This is a genomic window from Mesorhizobium sp. M6A.T.Cr.TU.014.01.1.1 (assembly GCF_004022765.1).
GTDB classification, from domain to species: Bacteria; Pseudomonadota; Alphaproteobacteria; order Rhizobiales; family Rhizobiaceae; genus Mesorhizobium; species Mesorhizobium mediterraneum.
Map to the genome: position 1 here is coordinate 1 of NZ_RZPG01000006.1, position 22,580 is coordinate 22,580.

Consider the following 22,580-nt stretch of genomic DNA (forward strand, 5'->3'; position numbering starts at 1 on the left):
TCAGAAACGCACCATCGAGGACACTTGGCGACACATCGGCCATCTCGTCGCAACGATCGAACCCGGCGAATGCAAGAACTACTTCGCAAACGCCGGGTACGCTTCCGTCAAAACGTGAAAGACTCTAGAGCAAGATGAGATCAGGTTGGTCATTTTGCCGGGCTGGTTTGGGCCAAATCCTTCGGGCTTCGGCCCGACGGTACTTCAGGCCAACAATTTCTTCTGCAGGAAGACGCGGCTGCGGCCGACGGGAAAATCGGGAAGCATGCCGAAAGGCCGATATCCCTGACGCTCATAGACCTTGGCCGCTTTCGGATTGAACGTGTCGATCAAGGCGCCATGACAGCCGCGTGCGACGGCTTCCTGTTCGGCTGCGTCCAGCATCCTGCCGGCCATGTGCTGGCCGCGCAGTCGTTCGTCAACCCAGAGCCATTGCACATAGAGCCAGCCCCAGGCGGTGTATCCCGAGATACCGGCGACAACCGCCCGGTGCTCGTCGCGCACGAGCACGGCGAGCGCCTTTCTCTCTGCCGGACCGACATCGCTGTCGTTGAACGCGCTGAGCCGCTCCCCGAGAAAAGCGAGTTCTTTTGGCGAAGGATCGGCGGTCGTTTCAAGCGTCGTGATCATCGCACGTCCAGACGGGCTCACAGCCGGATATCGGTATACAGCGCCGCGCGTCCTTCCGGATGCTATCGCACTTTCATTTGCATTTATCGAAGGACAGGAGGGAGGCGCAAGCTCTGCCGCTTGCTGCCGCGTGGCTTAAACCGGCGACTTGCGATGGTCCGCGACTACCGCGGCGAATGCCACGCTGCCGCCGAAGCGGCAACCAGCATGAGCAACGCTGCGACCACGGCCGATGCCGCAAAGCCAAAGCTGGAATAAAGCGGTCCGAAGGCCGTGGTGCCGACAAACACCGCAAGATAGGTCACCGCGCTGTTCAAACCCATGATCGTGCCGCGCCGCGCCGGATCGAGCGCCGAAAGACGCATCACCAGGACGTTCAACCCGAAATGATTGGCAAGACCCCAGACCGCCACCATCGCGATGGTCAGATGAAAACTACTGCTTGACGCGGCAAGCGCGACATAGACGACCGCGATCAGAAGATAGGCGAACGGCATGACGCGTCGCGCGCCAAGCCGATCGATCACGCCGTCAAGAAGTGCCGCCATGCCGAAGCCGGCGCCATAGGCGAGCGCGGCCAACCCGTTGGCACTGACCGGCCGTCCCAATCCATTGTGAAGGTGATCGCCAAGATAGCCATAGACACCGTAAAAGGCGGTCATGAAGGCACCGCAGGCGACCAGAAGCGGCACTATGCCGGGAACGGCCAAGGCGCCGAGCGACGTCGGCGCCGGACCGCTTTTCCTGACATCGCTCAACGACGTCAACGTAAGCCCGGTCAACGCGAGCCCAGCAAGGACTGCGACCGCTGCGAAGACGGCGCGCCAATGCACCAGGTCGGCGAGCACCGCCGATAGCGAAACGCCGGCCACCATGCTGAGCGTCCATCCGGTCAGCACGACGCCGATCGTCCCGCTTTCGCGGCCGGGCGGCGCGATCGCCGCGGCGCTGGCATAGATTGCCGGCATGGCGATACCGGCGGCGATGCCGGCGAGAAGCTGGGCCGCAACCAGCGCCGTCACCGTCGGCGCGGCGGCGCTGGCGAGAAGCGCTATCGCCAGCAGCAGCAAGGCCCCTTGCAGCATGCGGCGAGCGCCAAGCCGATCGATATAGCGCGCCAGGAACAAGGCGCTTGCCGATGTTCCGAGGCCGAACGCAGCGGACGCGATCATGACGGCCGGCACGCTTGTCGCAAACGACGCGGCCACCGCCGGTGCTATCGGACCGAGAACCAGCGAGTTGGAGCCGATCACGGCGATGCATCCGGTGAGCAGAAAAGCGAGCGCCGGGATAGGCGGCTTAGCCGTCAACGTTGCGACTTGATCACTATTCGACATATGGCAATAATGGCCGTATTAAATTCTGTATCAATAAGGAATTTCATTATGGACGAAGAAACAGATGGCATTCCGCAGAACAGGCCTGCCGCCCGCGACATCGACGCCACCGACCGAAAAATATTAGGCATTCTGGTCGACGACGCCACGATCAGCTATGCCGAGCTCGGCGAACGCGTCGGCCTGTCGCCGCCGGCAGCCCATGAACGGGTGAAGCGGCTTCGGCGCAGCGGCGCCATCCGCAACACCGCGGCGATCATCGATCCCAAGGCGGTGCGCAAGCCGCTGCTTGCTTTCGTGCACATCGACACCAAGGGCTGGGGAAAGACCCCCGAACTGATGGCGATTTCCGAGCACCCCGAAGTCGAGGAGATTCATTCGGTGGCCGGAGACACCTGCATGCTGATCAAGGTCCGCACCGAGGACACGCGGGCGCTCGAAGGCCTGCTGTCGCGGCTTTACGAAACGCCCGGCGTCACCTCGACGCGAAGCTACGTGGTTCTATCGACCTATCTGGAGCGGCCGGTGCAGCCCGGGATCACGACCGAATGGCCGACGCCCCGGCATATGGCCAAGCCGCTCTACTAGCCGAAGCGCGCAAATACGATGTCCGGCATCAACCTCAATGAAATGATGCCGGACAAGAGGTGCCTTACTGAAGCTTCGCCTGCAGGGCGTTGACGTCATCCGTCGTCATTTCGCCATCGGTCGTCACCTTGCCGTCGACGATCTTCCAGAGGCGGAACGGGCCGGTGATGTCGCCGTATTTGTCGAAGGCGACCGGGCCGATGACGCCTTCGTAGCGGATCGGCTTGCCATCCTTGATCAGGCCGAGCGCCTTGGCGAACTCGTCCTTGCCGGCATAGATCGGCGTGCCGGCCGGATCGACCGCCTTGTACATCGCGTCCTTGATCTTGGCCGGATCCTCGGAGCCGGCAATGGCGATTGCCAAGCCGACGATGGCGCCGGCATCATAGGACCGGTCGGCCGCCGGGTTCGACGGTTCGATGCCCGAAAATTCCTTGTAGTTCTTGGTGAAATATTCGGTCGATGCGGTCGGGCTGGTGCCCGAGGAAGTGCCATAAGCGTCCTTCAAATAATCGGCGCCGACGGATTCGATGAAGTCCGGGCTGTTCATGCCGTCATTGAGCAGGAATTTCTGGACACCGCCCTGCGAAATCCAGGTACGGGCGATGGTCGCGCCGTCGACAGGCGTGCTGACGAGATAAAGCCCGTCGGGCTCGCCGGCCATTGCCGCCGTGACTTCGGACGCATAGCTCGACTGCTTTTCATTGTAAGGCGTGTCGGAGACGATGGTGCCGCCGAGCGCCTTATAGGCGCGCGAGAATTCCGCCACCATGTTGACGCCGAAGTCGTTGTTGACGTGGATGACCGACAGCTTCTTGAAGCCCTTGTCGATGGCATATTTGGCTGCGGCGACGCCCTGCAGCGCATCCGAGGTGATGGTGCGGAAGAAGATGCCGTTGGTCTTGCCGTCGCGCCCAAGCGCCGTCAGCGTCGGCGACGAGGAAGCCGGCGAGACCTGGACGATCTTGGCCGGAGCGGTGACCGAGGTCAGGATCGGGATCGACACCGAGGAGATGATGCCGCCGATGATCACCGGCACCTTCTTGACCTGCACGAGCTGGGTCGCGGCGTCGACCGCAATGTTGCCCTGGCTCTGGCTGTCGCGCGTGTCGGTGGCGAGGTCGCAACCGCGCACGCCGCCGGCGTCGTTGATATCGCGGAAGGCCATTTCGACCGACTTGGCGCCGGCCTGGCCGTATTCGCCGGCCGGGCCGGTCAGTTCCATGACGAGGCCGACCGTGATCTTGCAATCGGCGGCTTGCGCTGCACCGGCCGCTGTCAGCAGAGCCAGCGCGGTGGTGATCTGAAGTATCGTCTTTGTCATTGTTGTTCCCCTTTCGTTACACGACTCTGATTCAATTCATGTTTTGAGCCTGTTCAGCCTTCCGACACCTGCAGCCAGGTTTCATGCAGATGTCGCCATTCAACGCCATTGGGCGCCGATGAGCTGGTGGTGAAAACGGCACTCGAGCGACGGCGGCTGTGCTTGCCGGCGCGCTGCTGCGTTTCGACGTAGCAGACGACGATCGCGTCGTCGGCCTGCCAGCCGGCCCGGATATCCTCGATCGAAATGGTGAAGTCGCCATCACAGGTAGCGCGGCCTACCCTGACGTGGTCGACCACTGCGTCACGATCGAGGATCTGGCCGTCCGGCGCAACCATGCAGAAACTTTCGTTCATGACGCGTTCGAAGCGGCTGAAATCCGCCCTGTCCGCGCTTCCTGCAACGAACCAGTCGACGAAAAAGCGGTGAAGATCGACGACCTCGGCGCTCGCGCGGGAAAGCAGAGAGGACCTCTCGTCCATGGCGGCGCTCATATCCGGCCTGCGTTCAAATTGTAGTGCATGATCGAGCCGTGGCGGCCGTGACGGTCGCGTTCCAGCGTGTAGACATCGCCCAGGGGGCCGCGGCTTTGCGCGATCACGGCGGCGATCCGCGCCCGGTCGTCGGCATCGAGCGCGACGTCCATAATTCGGGCGTTGGCAAGGGCGTGCGCCTGGTTGCGGGCGCCGACGATGACGGCCGCCACTTGCGGCTGCTCCAGCACCCAGGCACTGGCGATGGTGGCGATGTCGACGCCATGGCGGTCGGCGACGGCCTTCAATGTGCGAAGCAACTCCTGGAAAAGCTCCCAGCCGCCGAAGTCGTCGATGATCAGCTTGTATTTGACCAGCGACCGGTTTTCGAGGGGCGTCTGCGGCTCGGCAGCATCAAGCCATTTTTCGCTCAGGAAGCCGCCTGCCACCGAACCATAGCAGAGGAAACTGACGCCGTTTTGCTTGGCGAGTGCCGCGAGGCTGTTGGCCGGCCGCTGGTCGAGCACGGAGTATTGCAGTTGCTGACTGACCAGCGGCACCCCGGCGGCCAGGATCTCGGCCAAATGCGGCGTATCGAAATTGGTGGTGCCGACATTGCGCACCTTGCCTTCCAGGCGAAGGTCGTTGAGCCAGCCCATCGCGTCGACATAGCCGGGCAGCGCATAATCCCACCAGTGGAACTGCACGAGATCGAGCCGCTCCGTCTTCAGCCGCCGCAGCGACTGGTCGACGATGCCCCTGATATAGTCGCGGCTGATGTTTGCAAGCCTTTCCAGGTCAGGCACCAGCTTGGTGTGAACCTTCATTTTGGCGGCGGCGTCGAGACCGCGCTCACTGGCGAGCCGCAGCCGCGCCGCGCCGATCAGCTCCTCGACACCGGTATAGATATCGGCGCAATCATAGGTACTGATGCCGGCATCGAAAGTGGCTATCAGGTCGGTCACCGCCTGTTCGCGATCGATCGTGCCGTGCCCGCCGGCAAGCTGCCAACCGCCGCGGATGACGCGTGAGATCGTATAGCCGGGGCTGAGCTCGAAAGCCTTGACGGTCATCTCTGGTCATTCTCCTTCGGCAGCGGCACCGCCGTGGTTTCGGCATGGCTGAACCGCCGCTTGCCCGTCCTGACGATCCTGAGCCGACTGGCGCAATTGGGATCGGGACAGGCGATCTCGGCGTCCGAGGTCATCCAGTCGTTCTTGTGGGTCGGGCGCTGTTTAGCCGCGAGCAGCGGCAACACGGCTGATATCGAATAGATCGAAAAACCCTGCCCCGCCGGCATCGACAGCATCTCGCCCTTGAGCTCGAAATAGTCACCCGCCTTGGCACCGCAATAGATCGGCTTGCCCTCGGGAATGACCGCCTCGACACGAAGATCGAAGAGTTCGAAACTGTCGTCGTCCTCAGCCATTCATATCTCCACACGAGTGAAGGTGATGTCGCAGGCGCCGTTGCGTCGGATCACGCCGCAGGCGGCGGCGAAGCGGTCGCGCTCCTCCGGACGCACCTGCGCGACCACGCTTCCGGCAAGCCAGCCGATCGGGAACAGCAGGCGCGCACCCTGTCCGTAAAACAAGCCGATGTCGAAAATCGCATTCGGATTGCCGCCCCACATGCGGGGCGGCACGTAGGATAGCACGATGTCGCCCGGCTGCGGCGTCAGCGTTGCATTCTCCGCCGGCAGGGGCCCGGCATAGGTTTGGCCCTCAATATCCGCTGACGGAACCGGGCAGGAGATCTCCGGCCCCGTCCACATCGCATGGATGCCGGCAACGACGCGCGGCTGCTCGAGATAGGCCAGCAGGAAGGCAGCGTTGTCGGGCGCCTTTTCAGGCAACAGCAACGCCGTCACGGAAAGCTTTGAGCGTCCCTCAGTGATCCTGATGGCAGGCGTCGTCATGCCCTCAATCCTTCTTTGCTTGCGGATTGGAGCTTGTCGCGCAGGAAGGCGAAGGGCCGGCTGATGTCGGCCACCAATGCCTCGCGCGCCGCTTGGGCATCCTGTCTCGCAAGCGCTGCGACGATGCTGCGGTGATAGTGGGCGGTATCGACCTCGCCGGCATCCGAAAAGGCGTAAATCGCGACGCGGATACAGGGTCCGGATTGCAACCAGAGGCTCTCGATCATCGGGATCAGCACGGCGGAGCCGCAGCAGCGGTAGATCTCGAAGTGGAAGCTCTGGTTGAGCGTCGCCTCGCGATCGATATCCTTCTTATGCTTCAGCGCCCGCATCTCGTCCCACTCGCCGAGCATGGCCTCGACCGAAGCAATCTGGCGCGGGTTCATGCGCGTGGCAGCCAGCGCAATCGCTTCGCCCTCGATCAGGGAGCGGGCGCGCAAGAGATCGTCGATCCGCTCCAGCGTGATCGGCGGCACGCGCACGGAGCGGTTGGGAAGCGCTTCCAGCGCCTTTTCTGTGATCAGACGTCCGAGCGCCTCGCGCACCGGCATGGTGCTGGTGACCAGCGCGTCGGCGAGGCCGCGGATGGTCAAAACCTGGCTCGGCTCGAAAAGGCCGCCAATCAAGGCGCGACGCAGCTCCGAATAGACGCGATCCTGCACGGTCTCGCGGCCGACCGGCGTAAGCTGGGCTGCGATCGTTTCGTTGTTCCGTTCGATGGCGGCCTTCTGCATGGGCAGTCCCGGTCTTTGGCCGTTTTCGGCTTGCGGAAGAAATTAAAGCCGAATAGCGTGATCAAAGCAAGTGTGATCACAAATCAAAACCAGAAGGCGGCGACGATCGCTTTCGGCCAGAGGGTTCCATGAGTGACACAACCGCACAACAGCGGGCGGAGACCCGCACGCCGGTTCTGACGGCCAGGAACGTCGTCAAGCGCTTCGGCGGTCTCGTCGCGGTCAACAATGTCTCGTTTGAGGTCCAGCCGGGTGAGATACTCGGCCTCATCGGCCCGAACGGCGCCGGCAAGACGACGATGTTCGACCTGCTGGCCGGCAGCATCCTGCCGACCAGCGGCGAGATCCTTCTCAACGGCACACTGGTGTCGGGGGAAGCAGCGCATCGCCGCATCGGCCGCGGACTCGGCCGCACGTTCCAGATCCCCCGGCCGCTGCCCAACCTGACGCTGATCGAAAACGTCATGCTGGCCGCGCAGGGACAGGCCGGAGAACGGCTGCTCGCCAATTTCCTGACGCCACGGCGGGTCGCCACTGAGGAAAGGGCTGCCGAGGCGAGAGCCATCGAATTGCTCGAGCTCGTCACGCTTGCCCGCCTCGCACATGAACCGGCGCGCGTGCTTTCCGGCGGCCAGCGCAAGCTGCTCGAGCTCGCCCGCGTCATGATGGCCAACCCGGCGATCATCCTGCTCGACGAGCCGGCGGCCGGCGTCAACGCGACGCTGCTCGAAGTCATCATCGACCGCATTCGCGACATCAACAGAGGCGGCATCACCTTCCTGCTGATCGAGCACAATATCGACATGGTGACGCGGCTCTGCCACCGCGTGCTGGTCATGGCGAGCGGCCAGCTTCTGTGCGAAGGCAGCCCGGACGAGGTGGCGCGCGATCCGCGCGTCATCGAGGCCTATCTCGGAGGCGCGGCATGAGCCAAACGGTTCTCGATGTCCGCAACCTAGAAGCCGGCTACGAGCCAGGCGTTCCGATCGTGCGCGGCGCCTCGATCACCGTCGACAAGGGCGAGATCGTCGTCGTTCTCGGCCCCAACGGCGCCGGCAAATCGACCTTGATCAAGGCGATCGCCGGCCTTGTCCCGATCACCGGCGGCACGGTGCTGCTGGACGGCAAGGATATCACCGCCGCACCCGCCCACACCATGGTCCGCCTCGGCCTTGCCTTCGTGCCGCAGACCGAAAATATCTTCCCGCTAATGTCGGTCGAGGACAATCTGAAGGTCGCCTGCGGCATCCTGAAGCCGCGCGAGACCCCTGCCCGCATCGAGGAAATGTATGCGGCCTTCCCCGATCTCGCCCGTCAGCGCAAGACCGCCGCCGGCAACCTCTCGGGCGGACAGCGGCAGATGCTGGCGGTCGCCCGGGCATTGATCGTCCATCCCAAGGTGCTGGTGCTCGACGAGCCGTCGGCCGGCCTGTCGCCGAAATTCGTGGCGATGGTGTTCGAGATGCTGGCCGGTATACGCATATCCGGCGTCACTATTCTGCTGGTCGAACAGAACGCCAAGGCAGCGCTTGCCATCGGCGATCGCGCCTATGTGCTGGTCGAGGGCAAGGACCGGCACGAGGGCGTCGCCTCCGAGCTCTGGAACGATCCGGTCGTCGCCGAGCTCTATCTTGGCCAGCGCCGCCTCGATCCTGAACGAGACCGGCACTCCGGCAAAGGAAGTGCGGCATGAACCTGCAATTTGTCGTCGACGGACTGCTGGCAGGTTCGATGATCGGCCTCGGCGCCATTGGCGTGACGCTCACCTATTCGATCCTGCGCTTCTCGAACTTCGCACATGGCGACTTCATGGCCTGGGGCGCCTATGCGACGCTCGCCGTCGTCGGCGCCATCGGCGCGATGTTCGGCAAGATCGCGCCGATCGCTCCCCTCTCCTTCGGCTGGCCGTTGATCGCCGCGGTCGTCATTGGCATGGCGGTCACCGGCCTGCTGGCGTTGCTGCTCGACATGGTGCTTTTCGCGCGGCTGCGGGCCAAGGGCCAGGCAATCATCGTGGTGATGGCGAGCTTCGGCGCCTCGATGGCGCTGAGAAGCCTGCTCGAATTCATCTTCAGCTCGCGTCCGACCTATTTCAGCCGGGCCATCCAGATCGCCATGCCGGTCGGCTTCGGCATTCGCATCACCCCCGACCAGATCGCGCTGCTGCTTCTGACCGCCGTTCTGGTGCTCGGCGTGCATCTCCTGATGACCCGCACCCAGACCGGCCGCTCGATGCAGGCACTGAGCCAGAACGCGGCATTGGCCCGCATTGTCGGCATCGACGTGGCCAAGGTCGTGCGCGTCACCTGGATCGTCGGCGGGGCGCTAGCCTGTGTCGCCGGCGTGATGATCGGCATTCTCATCCAGATCCGCCCATTCATGGGTTTCGACATGCTGCTGCCGATGTTCGCGGCCGCCATCCTCGGCGGCATCGGCAGCGTGCCTGGCGCCGTTCTCGGCGGCTTGATCATTGGTCTCGCCGAAGCCGGCGCAGTGCAGTTGATCGGCGCCGAATGGCGGGCGGCCGTCTCCTTCATCATCCTGATGACCGTGCTGTTCGTGCGGCCCATCGGCCTTTTCGGAGTGAGAGAACGCTGATGGATCTGCTCGGCTACGGCGCTTTCTTCCTGACCACCGCGCTGATCTTTTCGCTCGTCACGCTCGGGCTCAACCTGCAATGGGGGCTGACCGGGCTTTTCAATGTCGGGCTCGCCGGCTTTGTCGCCATCGGCGCCTACACCTCGGCGCTGCTGACCACGCCCGACGATGCCGCACGCCTCGGCGGCTTCGGCCTGCCGATCCTTGTCGGCTGGCTGGGCGCGATGGTCGTTGGCGGGGTCGCCGCCGCGATCACCGGCATCGCCACGCTGCGCCTGAGATCGGACTATCTGGCGATCACCACCTTCGGCGTTGCCGTCGTCGTGCAGCTGGTGGCGCTCAACGCCCAAAAACTGACCGGCGGCCCCTTCGGCATCGGCTTCATTCCGCGTCCCTTCGGCGGCCTCGCGGAGACGCCGTTGCTGTTCAACCTGTCGAACCTAGCCGTCGTCTCGGTGGTGACACTGATCGTCTATCTCGCGCTGGAGCATCTGTCGCGCAGCCCGTGGGGGCGCGTGTTGAAGGCGCTTCGCGAGGATGAGCGGGCCGCGATATCCCTGGGGAAAAGCGCGCGTTTCTACCGCGTCCAGGCCTTTGCCGTCGGCGGCGCCATCATGGCACTGGCCGGCGCGTTGCAGGCGCATTTCACAGGCTTCATCGCGCCGGACAATTATTTGCCGGCGCTGACTTTCCAGGTCTGGGTGATGCTGATCGTCGGCGGCTCGGGCAGCAACATCGGCGCCGTCATCGGCAGCATCCTGGTCTGGGCGATTTGGGCCGGATCGGGAGCCTTGACGAGCGTCTTGTTCTCGCCGGAACAACAGGCGCGCGCCGCCTCGCTGCAGATCGTCGCCATCGGCGTGATGCTGTGCGTCATCCTTCTGGTCAGGCCGAACGGCCTGTTTGGCGACAGGCCGCGGCGTCCAAGGTTCGGCAAGCGTGCACGCGTGGCCCCGAGCGAGAGCGGCTCATGAGCGCTGAGATCCGGCCGCACGGCATTTCCCTTTGGCATGCCGTCAGCCGCAATCGCCGTGATCGGCCCGCGCTCGAAGGCGCACTCGATGTCGATCTGGCAATTGTCGGCGGCGGGTTTTCAGGCCTTTCCACCGCGCTGCACAGCGCCGAGAAAGGCATCTCGGTCGCCGTCCTCGAAGCGGAAATCATCGCCTGGGGAGCAACCGGCAGGAATGCCGGCTTCGTCGTGCCGAATTTCGCGAAAAGAGACCCCGACGATATCATTGCCCAGCTCGGGCCAGAACGTGGCGAACGCCTCATCGATTTCGCGGCCGGCAGCGCCGACCTCGTCTTCGACCTGATCAGGCGGCACGGCATCGAGTGCGATGCCGTCCAGAGCGGATGGATACAGCCAGCCCATTCGCAGGCTGCTCTCGAAAAAACCAGATCGCGCGCCGAACAATGGGCGAGGCGCGGAAGACCGACTGTTGCGCTGGACAGGCGGGCGGTCGAAGAGCTGACCGGCGTTCGCGGTTATGTCGGTGGCTGGATGGACCGTTCGGGCGGCGTCCTCAATCCGGTCGAATATGCGCGCGGATTGGCCGACGCTGCGGAAAAAGCCGGCGCGCGCATCTTCGAGCATACGCTCGTTACATCGATCGATCGCATTGGGGATGGCTGGGTCTTGAAGACGGCGTCGGGCTCGGTACGCGCCGGAAAGGTGCTGATTGCCACCAATGCCTATGGCGGGCCGCTAAACCGCACGCTTGAGCGAACCTATTTCCCGCTGAAAATCTTCCAGATCGCGACGGCTCCGCTGCCACGCGAATACCGCACTCGCCTGCTTCCAGGCGGGCAAGGCGTCGGCGACACAAGACGCAATCTTTTCACCTTCCGCTTCGACAGCGAAAACAGGCTGATTACCGGCGGCATGCATAGTTTTGGTCCGGGCGCCGAAGCGCGGGTGCCGCAAGCGATCTGGCGGCGGCTGGCAAAACACCTCGACCTCCCGGAGATCCCACCGCTCGAATATAGCTGGTCGGGGATGGCCGCCGTCGAGCCCGACTTCCTGCCGCACCTCGTCGATCTCGGGCCCGGCCTGATCGCGGGCTTTGCCTGCAACGGACGCGGCATCGCCATGACCACGAGCATGGGCAAGGTGCTTGCGGATTGGGCTGATGGCGCGAAGCCGCAGGACTTGCCGCTGCCGTTTGCGCCGCCGTCGCCGATCCCGTTCCACAGCCTGATGCGGCATGCGCCAAACATGCTGCTTCCCCTAAGCATGCTGCGCGACCGGCTGGATGAGGCGGGCTAGTGTATGTCGCCCAAAAGTGCGCAGCGGTTTTGGGACAACGACATGCACTATGCAACGCGCAAGATTGGATAGCTCTGCCGCACTCGGCCCTTTCTTCTACCTAGACCCGCCATACTTCGGCAGCGAGGGCGACTACGACAAAGAGCTATTCGTGCAAAAGAAGGCGTCTGGAGTAGGTTCCTCGTGTCGGAGGAGACCGGAAAACTGGTCTTCGACAAAACCATTCTTGCTAATCTAGAGCAACGCTTGAAGGAGATCGATGAGCAGTTGCCGAACGCCTCGCCGAGAATGAGAGCAAAACTTGGCAATGACGGGTTGGCCATGGCGCTCGATTCCTTAAAGTATCTGCTCCGTGTATGCGAGCCGCGAGATGCCTAAGTGCTTCATCCATCCATCGGCAGCGCTGATCTTTGGCGCAATGCTGTCGATTCTGTTGGCGACGGCCCTTGCTACGCGGTCCGAAAACGCCGCGTGGCAAGCCAAAGTCGACGAGTTCCGTCAATTCAAAGGACATGCCGACATCGTCATGTTTGGCGATTCTCTCACTGCGAGTGGCCATTGGCAGGAGATGTTTCCCAGACTATCGATTATCAATCGAGGCATATCTGGCGAACGCGTCGGCAGCGCGCTCCTGAGGCTCGACCAGATTACGGCAGCGCAGCCCCGACTGGTTTTCATCATGCTCGGGATCAACGATATTCGCAGGTCAACCAGCCCCGACGACGTGGCTGCATCCTACGACAAGATCATCGATCGGTTGGCGGATGTGGAGAGCATCGTCGTCCAGTCGACGTTGCTCACGAACAGCGAGGTCCACAACGCCGCGATAAAGCGATTGAACAGTGCGCTCATCGCCCTGTGCTCAAAGGCTGCAAACTGCCGATTCGTGGATCTTAACGTGCCTCTCTCCCGAGATGGCAGCCTACGACCGGACCTCACGACTGACGGGATCCACCTCAACGGCGCCGGCTATCGGGTTTGGGAGAACCAGCTCCGGCCGATGATGGCTGCGGTTTCAGCGGAACGATAAACAATAGTCACGGATCTCCCCAACAGGAGTGTTTGACCTGTGACGTTGGGCTTTAAGGCACCGTTAACGGCCGTAGAAAGCGCGCGAGTTAGTGCCAAGTGAAGTTGCGCGGAGGTGCCAACCGACTTTGCGCGTTACAAATAGACGCTCCGCCTCAACCAAGCTCCAAGGTCGTCATCGCAAAGACCCCGGGCTGCGTGAGCTGCGGCGCTTTTCCCTTGTACATTCGAGCGGTTTCGAAGCCCGGTTGAAGACCGGCGGCCGTCAGCCGGGCTGCAAAGTCCCCGCTGGTCTCGGGAACGTCGAGATGGATATTTCCGGGTCCGGAAGCATTGGCGAGTGCGGCGAAGAGACGGCTTGCCGCGCCCAGGCTGTCGGCAAAGAGCGGGCCGATCTTGTGACCGTCCCGGCATCGGCGCGCGACGCCGTATCCCTCGATTGCGCCGTCCCTGACGATCGCAAGCGCGATGTGCGGCGGGCGCAGCCAGTGTTCCAGGAACGACCGTCTCGGAGCGGGAAAGAACCGGCTGTCGTAGCCCAAGAGATCCGCTATGAGGTCAGGGCCTATGGCACGGATGTCACTGTCGGTGCCTGCCGAAACATTCGGCGCTCCGACGAACCGGATCGTCCGGTAGACCGGCGCAAAGCCCATGCTGCGGTAGTTGGCCTGCTGTTCAACGACACCATCGAGGCCGATCGTGCGGCTGCCGAGCCGCGCCGTGCCGGCATCCCAGACCGCCTTGCCATGGCCCTCTCCGCGCCTGTCCGGCCGACAGATGTACAGGCCGATGAAGCCAAAATCGTCGCCATAGGCCACGGCCGAAATACCGGCCACCATCTCGCCATCGACAAAGGCGCCAATGAAGCCGTCGGGATCCGCCGCGTGGAACGCTGCGGCATCGCCGAGGCCGGGATTCCAGCCCTCCGCTGCCGCCCAGTCGACAAGCGTTTCCACTTCTTCAAGTGCGAGCGTTCTGATCGTTCGGGACATTGCGATCACTCGGCGGCAACTATACCGGGGGCGAAGGATTTCAAGGCGCCACGATAAGGCTTTGCCAGTGGGTTTGCATAGGCACCACGCTTGGATGTCGACAGGCCAAGCGCGATCAACGCCTCGGCCTGTTTCACGGCGGCGCCGACACCGTCGATGACCGGAACGCCGAACTCCCGCTGCAGCGCAGCCGCAAGATCGGCCATGCCGGCACAGCCGAGCACGATGGCCTCGGCGCGATCCTCCTCGAGTGCGCGCGCGATCTCGCCGCGCAGCTTCAGGATCGCGTCCGATGCCGGGTCTTCGAGGGCAAGAACCGGAATGTCGGCGGCGCGCACGCGTGCCCGCCCCGCCATGCCATAGCGCTGCACCAGCCCTTCGACCGGCACGCGCGAGCGCTCGGTCGTGGTGACGACGGTGAAGCGCTGGGCGATGAACGAGGCCGTGCTGAGCGCTGCCTCGCAGATACCGATGACCGGGATGTTGGCCATGGCGCGCGCGGCATCGAGGCCGGTGTCGTCGAAACAGGCGACGATCGCAGCCTGCGCGCCCGAGCGCTCGCCAGCGGCGATCTCGACCAGCAGGCCCGGCACGGCAAGCGCCTCGTCATAATAGCCTTCGATCGAAACCGGACCCATCGACGAGGTGACGGCGACGATTTCCGTGCCGGCGCCGGCCACGAGCCGCGCCGCCGCTGCAATGGTTTCGGTCATGCTGGCGGTGGTGTTCGGATTGACAACGAGGATCTGCACTGCGGTTCTCAAATACGTGCCCGGCGACGGCCGACATAGACGATTGCGCCGAGCGTCAGCAGGATCACCAGGAAAGAAAACACTGATGTCACCGTGCCCAGCGCATAGAGCACCGGCGTCGTCACATTTGTCGTCATGCCATAGATCTCGAGCGGCAGCGTGTTGAACGTGCCCGAGGTCATCAGCGTGCGGGCGAACTCGTCATAGGAGAGCGTGAAGCCGAACAGGCCGACACCGATCAGGCTGGGCGAGATCATCGGCAGGACGACATGCGCGAAGGTCTGCCAGGACGATGCTCCGAGGTCGCGCGCGGCTTCCTCATAGGCCGGCGAGAACCGGTTGAAGACGGCGAACATGATGAGCACGCCGAAGGGCAAGGTCCAGGTCAGATGCGCCCCGAAGGCGGACGTGTACCAGGCGGGGCGAAAGCCGATCTGCTGGAAGACGACGCCAATGCCGAGCGAAATGATGATCGACGGCACGACGAGGCTGGCGACGGCCAGATAGAACAATGCGGTGGCGCCACGAAACTTTTGGCGGAAGGCAAGACCGGCAAGCAGCGACACGATAACGGTCACGATCATCACCATAAGGCCAAGGATGAAGGAGCGTTTGAAACTGCCGCCGAAATCGCCGACCGCCTGGCGCTCGAACAGATTGGCGAACCAGTGCAGCGAAACGCCGTTCAGCGGAAAGGTCAGCCCGCCATTCTCGCCCTGAAACGAAAGAATGAGAATCGCCGAAAGCGGGCCGTAGAGAAACAGCACGAAAATAGCGAAGAAGGCTGCCAGCACGTAGAATTCGAGGGAGCGCTTGTCCTGGCTCATCGCTTCACAGCTCCTTGCGGATGTCGACGATGCGCAGGATGCCGGCGACCATCAGCAACACCAGCACCAGGAGCACGACCGCGTTGGCGGCAGCCGCCGGATATTGCAGCAGCGACATCTGGTTCTTCATCATCAGCGCGACGGAGGCGCTCTGCCCGCCGGACATCACCTGCACGGTCGAAAAGTCGGCCATCACCAGCGTGACGACGAAGATGGTGCCGATCGCCATGCCGGGCTTGGCAAGCGGGATGATGACGTTCCACAACACCTGCCAGCCGGACGCGCCGGCGTCACGCGCGGCCTCGATCAGCGACTTGTCGATGCGCATCAGCGTGTTGAAAATCGGTGTCACCATGAACAGGGTGTAGAGATGCACCATGGCGAGCACCACGGCGAATTCGGAATAAAGCAGCCATTCGATCGGCTTCGGGATCAGCCCCATCTGCACCAGCGTCGAGTTGACCAGGCCATTGCGGCCAAGAACCGGAATCCAGGAGATCATGCGGATGATGTTGGAAGTCAGGAACGGCACCGTGCAGACAAGGAACAGCACCATCTGCATAGCAGTGGTCCTGATATGGAAGGCGAGGAAATAGGCGACCCAGAAGCCGATCAACAGCGTCAGCGCCCAGACGATGGCGGCGTATTTCAGCGTATTCAGATAGGTTTTCCAGGTGACCCAGGAGCCGAGCGTGTCGGCGTAGTTGGTGGTCAGGAAATCCGGGTACATCGCCGCGAAATCATAGTCCCAGAAGGAGACCACGGCGATCATCAGGATCGGCAGCAGAAGGAACGTGCCGAGGATCAGCGCCAGCGGCGTCGCCTGGAGGTAGGGGGCGAGGGTGCCGATCGAGAGCCGGCGGCGTCTGGCGGGGTTTGCGGCGGTGGTGGCTACAGGCTGGTTGAGGACCACGGTCATCTGGAACAGCCCGGGCGTGTCGCGGAGGGCCGACAATCTGGCAAGCTGTGATCCTTCGCGCCCCCCTCTGTCCTGCCGGACATCTCCCCCACTTGGGGGGAGATTGGCAGCTTCGCTGTTGGCGCCTCTTCTTGCGAAGTTGGAGATTGGCGAAAGCAGCGGCGACGGCCGATCTCCCCCCAAGTGGGGGAGATGTCCGGCAGGACAGAGGGGGGCGCGAAGGAATGCAACATCTCAGCCTTGCATCAAGCCGCGATGAATTCGTTCCAGCGCTTCACCATGTAGCGGTCCTCGTCCATGACCGAGTTCCAGCAGGCGACCTTGCCCATGCGCTCGACGAAGGAGCCGCCGTCGCGCACGGCGCCCGCCTTTTCCATGACCTTGCCGTCCGGCGCCATGATATCTCCCTTGGCGGCCTTGCCGTCGACCCAGTAGCCCCATTCGTCCTCGGACATGAACTGCTTGGCCGTGTCCATGGCGGCCGAGTAGTAGCCTTGGCGGTTGAGATAGGCGCCGACCCAGCCGGACAGGTACCAGTTGATATACTCGTAGGCGGCGTCGAGTTGGGCGCCCTCGAGATGCGCTGCCAGGCCAAGGCCGCCGCCCCAGGAGCGGTAGCCTTCCTTGAGCGGCTGGTATTTGCAGGCGATGCCCTTGGAGCGGACCGCAGCGACCGCAGGCGACCACATCGACTGGATGACCACTTCGCCTGAAGCCATAAGGTTGACGCTCTCGTCGAACGATTTCCAGAACGCGCGGAACTGGCCGTCCTGCTTGGCCTTGATCAGGAAGTCGATCGTCTGATCGATCTCCTCCTTGGTCATGTTGCCCTTGTCGGCATATTTGATGTTGCCCATGGCTTCCATGATCATCGCCGCATCCATGATGCCGATCGACGGGATGTTGAGGATGGCGGCCTTGCCCTTGAAGGCCGGATCCATGATGTCGGCCCAGGTGGTGATGTCGCGACCGACAAGGTCGGGGCGGATGCCGAGCGTGTCGGCATTGTAGATGGTCGGAACCATCGTCATCCACTGGGTCGGTTCCTTGGCGAAGGTCTTGGCGTCCTGTGCCTCGACGAAGCCGACGGTGTGCGGCGCGGTGCCTTGCGCGATGGCGCTGTCGGGCGTCAGCTTGCCGGTGATGAAAAGCGGCACGATCTTGTCGTAATATTTCAGCTTCTTGACATCCATCGGCTGCATCACGCCGGAGGGATACACCTTCTTGGCGATCCAGTATTCGATGTCGGCGATGTCGTAGCTGTCCGGCTGGGTCACCGCGCGCTGGGCGGCGGCGTCGGAATCGGTCGCCGTCATCTCCAGCGTGATGCCGAGGTCGGCCTTGCACTTGTCGGCGATGGCGTTGAGGTTGGACACGCCGGTGCCAAACTGGCGCAGCGTGATCGGGTTCTGCGCCCAGATCGTCGGGAAGCCGGTGATGACGCCGGAGCCGGCTGCAAAACCGACGGCGGCGGCACCTGTCTTGAGCAGCGAGCGGCGGGAAATTCCTGTCTTCTTGTCGGTGGTGTTGGTCATGTCAGTTCCCCTTTTTTGATTGGTTGTTCTGGTTCAGGAATCGAGACGGCCAAGGACGATCGCGTCCTCGGGGTCCCAGGCGATCGGCACCGCGTCGCCGACGGCGACCGGCTTGGCGAAAAAGCTGGTGTCGTCGACGATCACCGTGAAATCCTCGATGCCGGCGCCATTGACCGAGAGCTTCACGGTCGAGCCGCGGTATTCGACGTTGGAGACGATGCCGGTGAAACCCAGCCCCACGGCCGGCGGGTCGCCGATCCGCACATGGTCGGTTCGAATGGCGATATCGATCGGCTCGCCGATCGCCTTGCCCTGGCCGCTGGCCGCAAGCGAGGCGCCACCCGGAACATCGAAGACAATCATGCCGTCCCGGCTGCCGCTGACGCGGCCGGAGACGACGTTGTGATCGCCCATGAAACGGGCGACGAAGGCGGTGGCCGGCCGCTCAAAGACGATGCGCGGATGCGCCGCCTGCTCGATGCGGCCGTCGTTCATCACCACGATCAGATCGGCGAGCGCCATCGCCTCTTCCTGGCTATGGGTGACGTGAACGAAGGTGATGCCGAGCGACGTTTGCAGCTTCTTCAGTTCGGCCCGCATCCTGATCTTCAGGAACGGATCGAGTGCCGAGAGCGGTTCGTCGAGCAGCAGCGCCTCGGGGTCGGTGATCAGCGCCCGGGCCAGAGCGACGCGCTGCTGCTGTCCGCCCGAAAGCTGCGCCGGGCGGCGGCCGGCATAGGCTTCCATCTGCATCAGCTTCAGCATGACGAGCGCCTTGGCGCGGCGCTCCTCCTTGCCGACACCCTTCATCTTGAGGCTGAACGCAACATTGTCGATCAGGTCGAGATGCGGAAACAGCGCGTAGGACTGGAACATCATGGCGGTGCCGCGCCTAGCCGGCGGCAGGTCGGTGACCACAATATTGCCGAGCCGCACGTCGCCGCTCGATATGCTCTCGTGCCCGGCAATCATGCGTAACGTCGAGGTCTTGCCGCAGCCGGACGGGCCGAGCAGGCAGCAATAGGTTCCCGCGGGAATTTTCAGGCTGATGTCTTCGACGGCAGTCGTTGCGCCATAGATTTTCGAAACGGACACGATGTCGATTTCGGCGGCTTTGGACATCCGGCTTCCTCTCTAAATCAACTTAAGCAAAGCATCATGCATGCCAATTGCTCCACATCGGCCTCAAGCGATTGAAAGCTTAGGAAAATCAGGATTGCATCCGGCTGGCTGCCGAAACGGCACGCTTGTGCAATGCACAAATTATAGGCGATAGCGGGCGATTCCCGCAAAAATCGTATGCAATCTTTTTTGGGATCGTATTCACTTTGGCCCTCGTGCACGCGACCCGATTCAGGGTAGAAAGGTGCAGGGACTACCATCATGAATATAGCCGACCAGACTTTCCCTGCTGTCGACAATGCCAACGAGGACCGCGCCCAAGCGATCCGCGACCAGTTGCGCGACGCGATCGTCGATCGCCGGCTGGCGCCCGGAACCAAGCTGTCCGAAGGCGAGGTCGGCACTTTGTTCGACGTCAGCCGCACCGTGGCCCGCGCGGCGCTGCAAATGCTCTCCTTCGAAGGTTTGGTGCGGACCGAGCGCAACCGCGGCGCCTTCGTCGCCAATCCGTCGCCGGAGGAAGCGCGCCAGGTTTTTGCTTCGCGCCGGCTGATCGAGCCCGGCATCGCGATCGCCGCGGCCGGGCGCATGACGCCGGCGCATGTCGTTGCGTTCAAGGCCCAGCTCGATGAAGAGGGCCGCTTCATTGCCGAACGCGGACCAAGCGCAAGACGGTCGGAGATCAAGGCTTCTGGCGATTTTCACCTGCTGCTGGCGTCGGTCGCGGGAAACGTCATCCTCCAGCGTTTCATGGAGGAGCTGGTCGCGCGGTCATCGCTGGTGATCGCGCTTTATGGCCGCTCGGGCGTCTCGAGCTGTGGCCATAGCGAGCACATGAATATCCTCGAGGCGCTCGAAAATGGCAATTCCGAACGCGCCAGCGCGCTGATGCTGCACCACATCGACCATATCGAGGCCGACCTCGATCTGCGCGTCAGGAGCGGTCCGGCACTCAGGCGGGCGCTCGAATTCTGACGCTCATTCCGACCGGAGGGACGCGAAAGGCGCGCCCCTCAAAGCCGTTCGGCACGGGTTTTCAGGATCTGGTGCAGCATGTCGCGAATGCGTCGCAGCCTCATCAACCACTTCTGGCTCATCTGCTTTCCAGTTCTGTTTGCCCACCGCGCGCCGGTTGCTTCACTCGGAAGAGGTGCCTCAGAAGGCTTGCGCTGCCATGGCCATTCCAACCAGCGAGGTGGCGACACCCGCGGTGCGGACCGTCGTCGGCCAACGGCCGAGCTTGAGGACGAACAAGACCCCGATCGCATGCAGCGTCGATGTGCCGAGCACGAAGCCGGCGGCGTACGCGACGCCGCCGGCGCTCTCGGGGATCTCGAGGCCGTGGGCATTGCCGTGGAAGAGGCCGAACAAGGCCGTCAGTGCAGCCGCGGCGGCCAGCGGCAGCGGCCTGGCAAGACCGACCATGGCGCCAAAGACCACAAGCGACAGCGCGATGCCGGTTTCAAGCGAAGGCAGGCCGATGCCGGCCATGCCGAGCAAGGCTCCGGCGACCATGGCCGAGACAAAGAACAGCGGCACAAGGGCAATACTGCGCCCGTCGGCGCGGGCGCCAATCATGCCGACCGCGACCATGGCGAGCAGATGATCCATGCCGAGGAGCGGGTGTTCGAGGCCGGCGAAAAGGCCGTGGACGTGAAGGCCGCCGCTATGGGCAAACGCCAGCGACGGTGTGAGGGCGGCCATAACTGAAAGTGTGCCAAGTCTTGCTAGTGTTTTCATGCCTGCGAATGTTTTCATGGTTGTACCTGTTCGATGAGAGTGACGGGTTCTGGTTTCAGTGCCCGGGAACGGTGAATTGCGAAGCGGCGGAACGGTCCGCGAGAGCGCGCGCCGCGGCGAAGCCGAGAGGCTTTTGCTCACTGCCATCGTGATAGATGAAAGCGAGGCGGCGGCGGTGCGATGTCAGGCGCGCCGGCAACGGGTGATAGGCGACGCCGGTGCCGCCGACGAGCGGCATGACCGCGCCGACATCGACCAGATCCTCGGTCTCGACGCGCAGCAGATGAAGCCGCACGCCGTCCGCCCTCTCACCGACAAACGGTATGCCGGCCAGACGTAGAAAGCTGGACGGGTCCGGCGCCCGCGCAAAGCCTTCGAGGAAAGCGGATTCGACAAGATCGAGGTCGACCGTCGCTGGATCGGCCGGCGGCTCGTGAGCCTGGTCCGGCAGGTGCGGCGTCTGCCATTGCAGCGGCTTGCCCGCGGGCCCGTTGTGGCCGAGCGCGTGCGGATGGTCGTGGTGATGGTGGCCGTCGCCATGGTCGTGACTGTGGTGGTGGTGATCGTCGTGCATGGTCAAAAACTCACCGGTTTGTCGATGATCGATTTATGCTTGCCGAGATTGCCGTGAGCGACCATCGAGCCGAGCGCCTCGACGACGACCCGCACGCCGAACAGCGCTGTGATGTCCGACGTGTCGTAGGGCGGCGAAACCTCGACCACTTCCAGCCCGCAAATGCCCGGCGCCGTCACCAGCCCAAGCAGCTTGAGCGCCTCGCGCGGCAGGAAGCCGCCCGGCTCAGGCCAGCCCGTGCCCGGCACGAAGCCGCAGTCGAGGCTGTCGACGTCGAAGGAGATGTAGACGGCGTCGGTGTCTTTCCATGCGAGCTCGAGCGCGATTTCCGCCGCCTTCTCAAGCCCCATCTGCTCGATGTCGGCAATGGTGAGCACGTTGGTGCCGCGTTTCCTCGCTTCGGCGACGCCGTAGCGGGGAACCTGCCAGCCGCCGATGCCGAGCTGCACGAGATTGGTCGCCGAGACATTCGGCAGGTTGGTCGCCCAGTACCAGGGCGTGGTGTGCATGCGCTCGTCGAGATCCTTTTCCTGGATGTCGATATGGCGGTCGAAATGGATGATGCCGATGCGTTTCGAGGTCACGTCGGCGATGCCGCGCACGCAGGGAAATCCAATCGAATGGTCGCCGCCAAGCATGATCGGCAGCGCGCCGGACGAGGCGACATGGCTGACGCCCTTGGTGATCTGGTCAAAACTCTTTTCGAGATTGGCGGGAATGGTGAAGACGTCGCCGGCATCGCACAGCGTCATCTGCTCGCGCAGGTCGACACCGAGCTCGTAGTTGTATGGCGTGTAGAGCGCCGAGATGCGACGAATGCCTTGCGGGCCGAAGCGGGTCCCCGGCCGGTAGGTGGTGCCGCTGTCGAAAGGAATGCCGATGACGGCGGCATCATATTTGCCGACGTCGCGGACGTTCTCGACATAGGGCGCCTTGAGAAAGGTGTTGATGCCGGCGAAATGCGGCAGCTCGCCGCGCGCGAATGTCGGGATCGACTTGTCGACGATCGACTCCGATCCCGGCAGGCCCATGTCGAGCGCCCATTGCTGCTCCTTGCGCCAGCCGCTTTCCGGCAGCTTTCCCTCGGCCTCGATCGACTTCCAGCCCTGCGTTCCGCGGGCATCGAAATCCGGGTGGTGGAAGCGTTCCCTTGCCTCCCGAGCGACGAGCCCTGCCCGGCGGTGGCTGCGTTCGGGGATATTTCTGAACATACACGGTC

26 protein-coding genes and 1 pseudogene are annotated in these 22,580 nt (G+C 63.2%); 10 read left to right on the forward strand and 17 right to left on the reverse strand.

The genetic code is table 11. The features are described 5' to 3' along the window. Positions 1-118, forward strand: a pseudogene (locus tag EN885_RS08270) (IS630 family transposase); the annotation flags it as partial. A gap of 86 nt (positions 119-204) precedes the next feature. On the opposite strand, the gene EN885_RS08275 reads toward EN885_RS08270, so the two are convergent. Both EN885_RS08275 and EN885_RS08280 read right to left on the reverse strand, forming a co-directional pair. Then, positions 205-630 (reverse strand): GNAT family N-acetyltransferase, encoded by a 426-nt coding sequence (locus EN885_RS08275; protein WP_128244311.1) that lies wholly within the window; start codon positions 628-630, stop codon positions 205-207. A 164-nt stretch (positions 631-794) separates the two neighbouring features. After that, positions 795-1,967, reverse strand: coding sequence for an MFS transporter (locus tag EN885_RS08280; RefSeq protein WP_128244312.1), 1,173 nt, complete (start codon positions 1,965-1,967; stop codon positions 795-797). 48 nt (positions 1,968-2,015) lie between these two features. Here EN885_RS08280 and EN885_RS08285 point away from each other — a divergent pair, with 48 nt between their 5' ends. Then, on the forward strand, positions 2,016-2,555 hold the full coding sequence (locus tag EN885_RS08285) for an Lrp/AsnC family transcriptional regulator (RefSeq protein ID WP_128244313.1): 540 nt from the start codon (positions 2,016-2,018) through the stop codon (positions 2,553-2,555). 64 nt (positions 2,556-2,619) lie between these two features. Here EN885_RS08285 and EN885_RS08290 read toward each other — a convergent pair whose 3' ends face one another. The 6 genes from EN885_RS08290 to EN885_RS08315 are packed head-to-tail and all read right to left on the reverse strand — an operon-like array spanning position 2,620 to position 7,004. Next, the gene (locus EN885_RS08290; RefSeq protein ID WP_128244314.1) at positions 2,620-3,879 is read right to left on the reverse strand and encodes an ABC transporter substrate-binding protein; all 1,260 of its coding nucleotides are present in this window, start codon (positions 3,877-3,879) and stop codon (positions 2,620-2,622) included. 53 nt (positions 3,880-3,932) lie between these two features. Continuing rightward, positions 3,933-4,361, reverse strand: coding sequence for a DUF4440 domain-containing protein (locus tag EN885_RS08295; RefSeq protein ID WP_245493031.1), 429 nt, complete (start codon positions 4,359-4,361; stop codon positions 3,933-3,935). A gap of 8 nt (positions 4,362-4,369) precedes the next feature. Further along, positions 4,370-5,425, reverse strand: a complete 1,056-nt coding sequence (locus EN885_RS08300; RefSeq protein WP_128244316.1) for an aldo/keto reductase — start codon at positions 5,423-5,425, stop codon at positions 4,370-4,372. Then, the gene (locus EN885_RS08305) at positions 5,422-5,781 is read right to left on the reverse strand and encodes a TIGR04076 family protein (RefSeq protein WP_095483805.1); all 360 of its coding nucleotides are present in this window, start codon (positions 5,779-5,781) and stop codon (positions 5,422-5,424) included. The genes EN885_RS08300 and EN885_RS08305 overlap by 4 nt, the downstream gene beginning before the upstream one ends. Beyond that, a complete protein-coding gene (locus tag EN885_RS08310) occupies positions 5,782-6,270 on the reverse strand; it encodes a DUF3830 family protein (protein ID WP_128244317.1) in 489 nt (162 codons plus the stop codon). It abuts the gene before it with no gap. Then, complete coding sequence (locus EN885_RS08315; RefSeq protein WP_095483803.1) at positions 6,267-7,004, reverse strand: GntR family transcriptional regulator; 738 nt, start codon at positions 7,002-7,004, stop codon at positions 6,267-6,269. The genes EN885_RS08310 and EN885_RS08315 overlap by 4 nt, the downstream gene beginning before the upstream one ends. Before the next feature lie 128 nt (positions 7,005-7,132). On the opposite strand from EN885_RS08315, the gene EN885_RS08320 reads away from it, so the two are divergent. From EN885_RS08320 to EN885_RS08350, 7 genes are all read left to right on the forward strand, one after another. Further along, the gene (locus EN885_RS08320; RefSeq protein WP_128244318.1) at positions 7,133-7,933 is read left to right on the forward strand and encodes an ABC transporter ATP-binding protein; all 801 of its coding nucleotides are present in this window, start codon (positions 7,133-7,135) and stop codon (positions 7,931-7,933) included. Then, positions 7,930-8,697 (forward strand): ABC transporter ATP-binding protein, encoded by a 768-nt coding sequence (locus tag EN885_RS08325; RefSeq protein ID WP_128244319.1) that lies wholly within the window; start codon positions 7,930-7,932, stop codon positions 8,695-8,697. Before EN885_RS08320 ends, EN885_RS08325 begins: the two co-directional genes overlap by 4 nt. Then, positions 8,694-9,602, forward strand: coding sequence for a branched-chain amino acid ABC transporter permease (locus EN885_RS08330; protein WP_128244320.1), 909 nt, complete (start codon positions 8,694-8,696; stop codon positions 9,600-9,602). Before EN885_RS08325 ends, EN885_RS08330 begins: the two co-directional genes overlap by 4 nt. Next, the gene (locus tag EN885_RS08335; RefSeq protein ID WP_164759010.1) at positions 9,599-10,576 is read left to right on the forward strand and encodes a branched-chain amino acid ABC transporter permease; all 978 of its coding nucleotides are present in this window, start codon (positions 9,599-9,601) and stop codon (positions 10,574-10,576) included. Before EN885_RS08330 ends, EN885_RS08335 begins: the two co-directional genes overlap by 4 nt. After that, a complete protein-coding gene (locus EN885_RS08340) occupies positions 10,573-11,871 on the forward strand; it encodes an FAD-binding oxidoreductase (RefSeq protein ID WP_128244321.1) in 1,299 nt (432 codons plus the stop codon). The genes EN885_RS08335 and EN885_RS08340 overlap by 4 nt, the downstream gene beginning before the upstream one ends. Positions 11,872-12,054: 183 nt before the next feature. Beyond that, positions 12,055-12,249 carry a hypothetical protein gene (locus tag EN885_RS08345; RefSeq protein WP_127203636.1) on the forward strand — a complete coding sequence of 65 codons (195 nt, stop codon included), beginning with the start codon at positions 12,055-12,057 and terminating at the stop codon, positions 12,247-12,249. Next, complete coding sequence (locus tag EN885_RS08350) at positions 12,242-12,901, forward strand: GDSL-type esterase/lipase family protein (RefSeq protein WP_127203635.1); 660 nt, start codon at positions 12,242-12,244, stop codon at positions 12,899-12,901. Before EN885_RS08345 ends, EN885_RS08350 begins: the two co-directional genes overlap by 8 nt. A 154-nt stretch (positions 12,902-13,055) precedes the next feature. Here EN885_RS08350 and EN885_RS08355 read toward each other — a convergent pair whose 3' ends face one another. The 6 genes from EN885_RS08355 to EN885_RS08385 all read right to left on the reverse strand — a co-directional run bounded on the left by EN885_RS08355 (position 13,056) and on the right by EN885_RS08385 (position 19,047). After that, complete coding sequence (locus EN885_RS08355) at positions 13,056-13,892, reverse strand: GNAT family N-acetyltransferase (protein WP_095484009.1); 837 nt, start codon at positions 13,890-13,892, stop codon at positions 13,056-13,058. A 5-nt stretch (positions 13,893-13,897) separates the two neighbouring features. Next, entirely contained in the window at positions 13,898-14,644 is a 747-nt protein-coding gene (locus EN885_RS08360; RefSeq protein ID WP_095484008.1) for an aspartate/glutamate racemase family protein, read from the reverse strand. An 8-nt stretch (positions 14,645-14,652) separates the two neighbouring features. Continuing rightward, positions 14,653-15,471 (reverse strand): ABC transporter permease, encoded by an 819-nt coding sequence (locus EN885_RS08365; protein WP_095483797.1) that lies wholly within the window; start codon positions 15,469-15,471, stop codon positions 14,653-14,655. Between the two features lie 4 nt (positions 15,472-15,475). Then, positions 15,476-16,390, reverse strand: coding sequence for an ABC transporter permease (locus EN885_RS08370; RefSeq protein WP_095483796.1), 915 nt, complete (start codon positions 16,388-16,390; stop codon positions 15,476-15,478). A 245-nt stretch (positions 16,391-16,635) separates the two neighbouring features. Next, entirely contained in the window at positions 16,636-17,925 is a 1,290-nt protein-coding gene (locus EN885_RS08380) for a PotD/PotF family extracellular solute-binding protein (RefSeq protein WP_095483794.1), read from the reverse strand. A 33-nt stretch (positions 17,926-17,958) separates the two neighbouring features. After that, positions 17,959-19,047 (reverse strand): ABC transporter ATP-binding protein, encoded by a 1,089-nt coding sequence (locus tag EN885_RS08385; RefSeq protein WP_095483793.1) that lies wholly within the window; start codon positions 19,045-19,047, stop codon positions 17,959-17,961. 261 nt (positions 19,048-19,308) lie between these two features. Here EN885_RS08385 and EN885_RS08390 point away from each other — a divergent pair, with 261 nt between their 5' ends. Further along, a complete protein-coding gene (locus tag EN885_RS08390; protein ID WP_128241198.1) occupies positions 19,309-20,022 on the forward strand; it encodes a GntR family transcriptional regulator in 714 nt (237 codons plus the stop codon). A 180-nt stretch (positions 20,023-20,202) separates the two neighbouring features. On the opposite strand, the gene EN885_RS08395 is transcribed toward EN885_RS08390, so the two are convergent. From EN885_RS08395 to EN885_RS08405, 3 genes are read right to left on the reverse strand one after another with little or no spacing between them, the layout of a single operon-like run. After that, entirely contained in the window at positions 20,203-20,805 is a 603-nt protein-coding gene (locus tag EN885_RS08395; RefSeq protein WP_206616814.1) for a HupE/UreJ family protein, read from the reverse strand. A 37-nt stretch (positions 20,806-20,842) separates the two neighbouring features. Next, on the reverse strand, positions 20,843-21,361 hold the full coding sequence (locus tag EN885_RS08400; RefSeq protein WP_095483790.1) for a hypothetical protein: 519 nt from the start codon (positions 21,359-21,361) through the stop codon (positions 20,843-20,845). A 2-nt stretch (positions 21,362-21,363) separates the two neighbouring features. Then, the gene (locus EN885_RS08405) at positions 21,364-22,572 is read right to left on the reverse strand and encodes an agmatinase family protein (RefSeq protein ID WP_095483789.1); all 1,209 of its coding nucleotides are present in this window, start codon (positions 22,570-22,572) and stop codon (positions 21,364-21,366) included. Positions 22,573-22,580 lie beyond the last annotated feature (8 nt).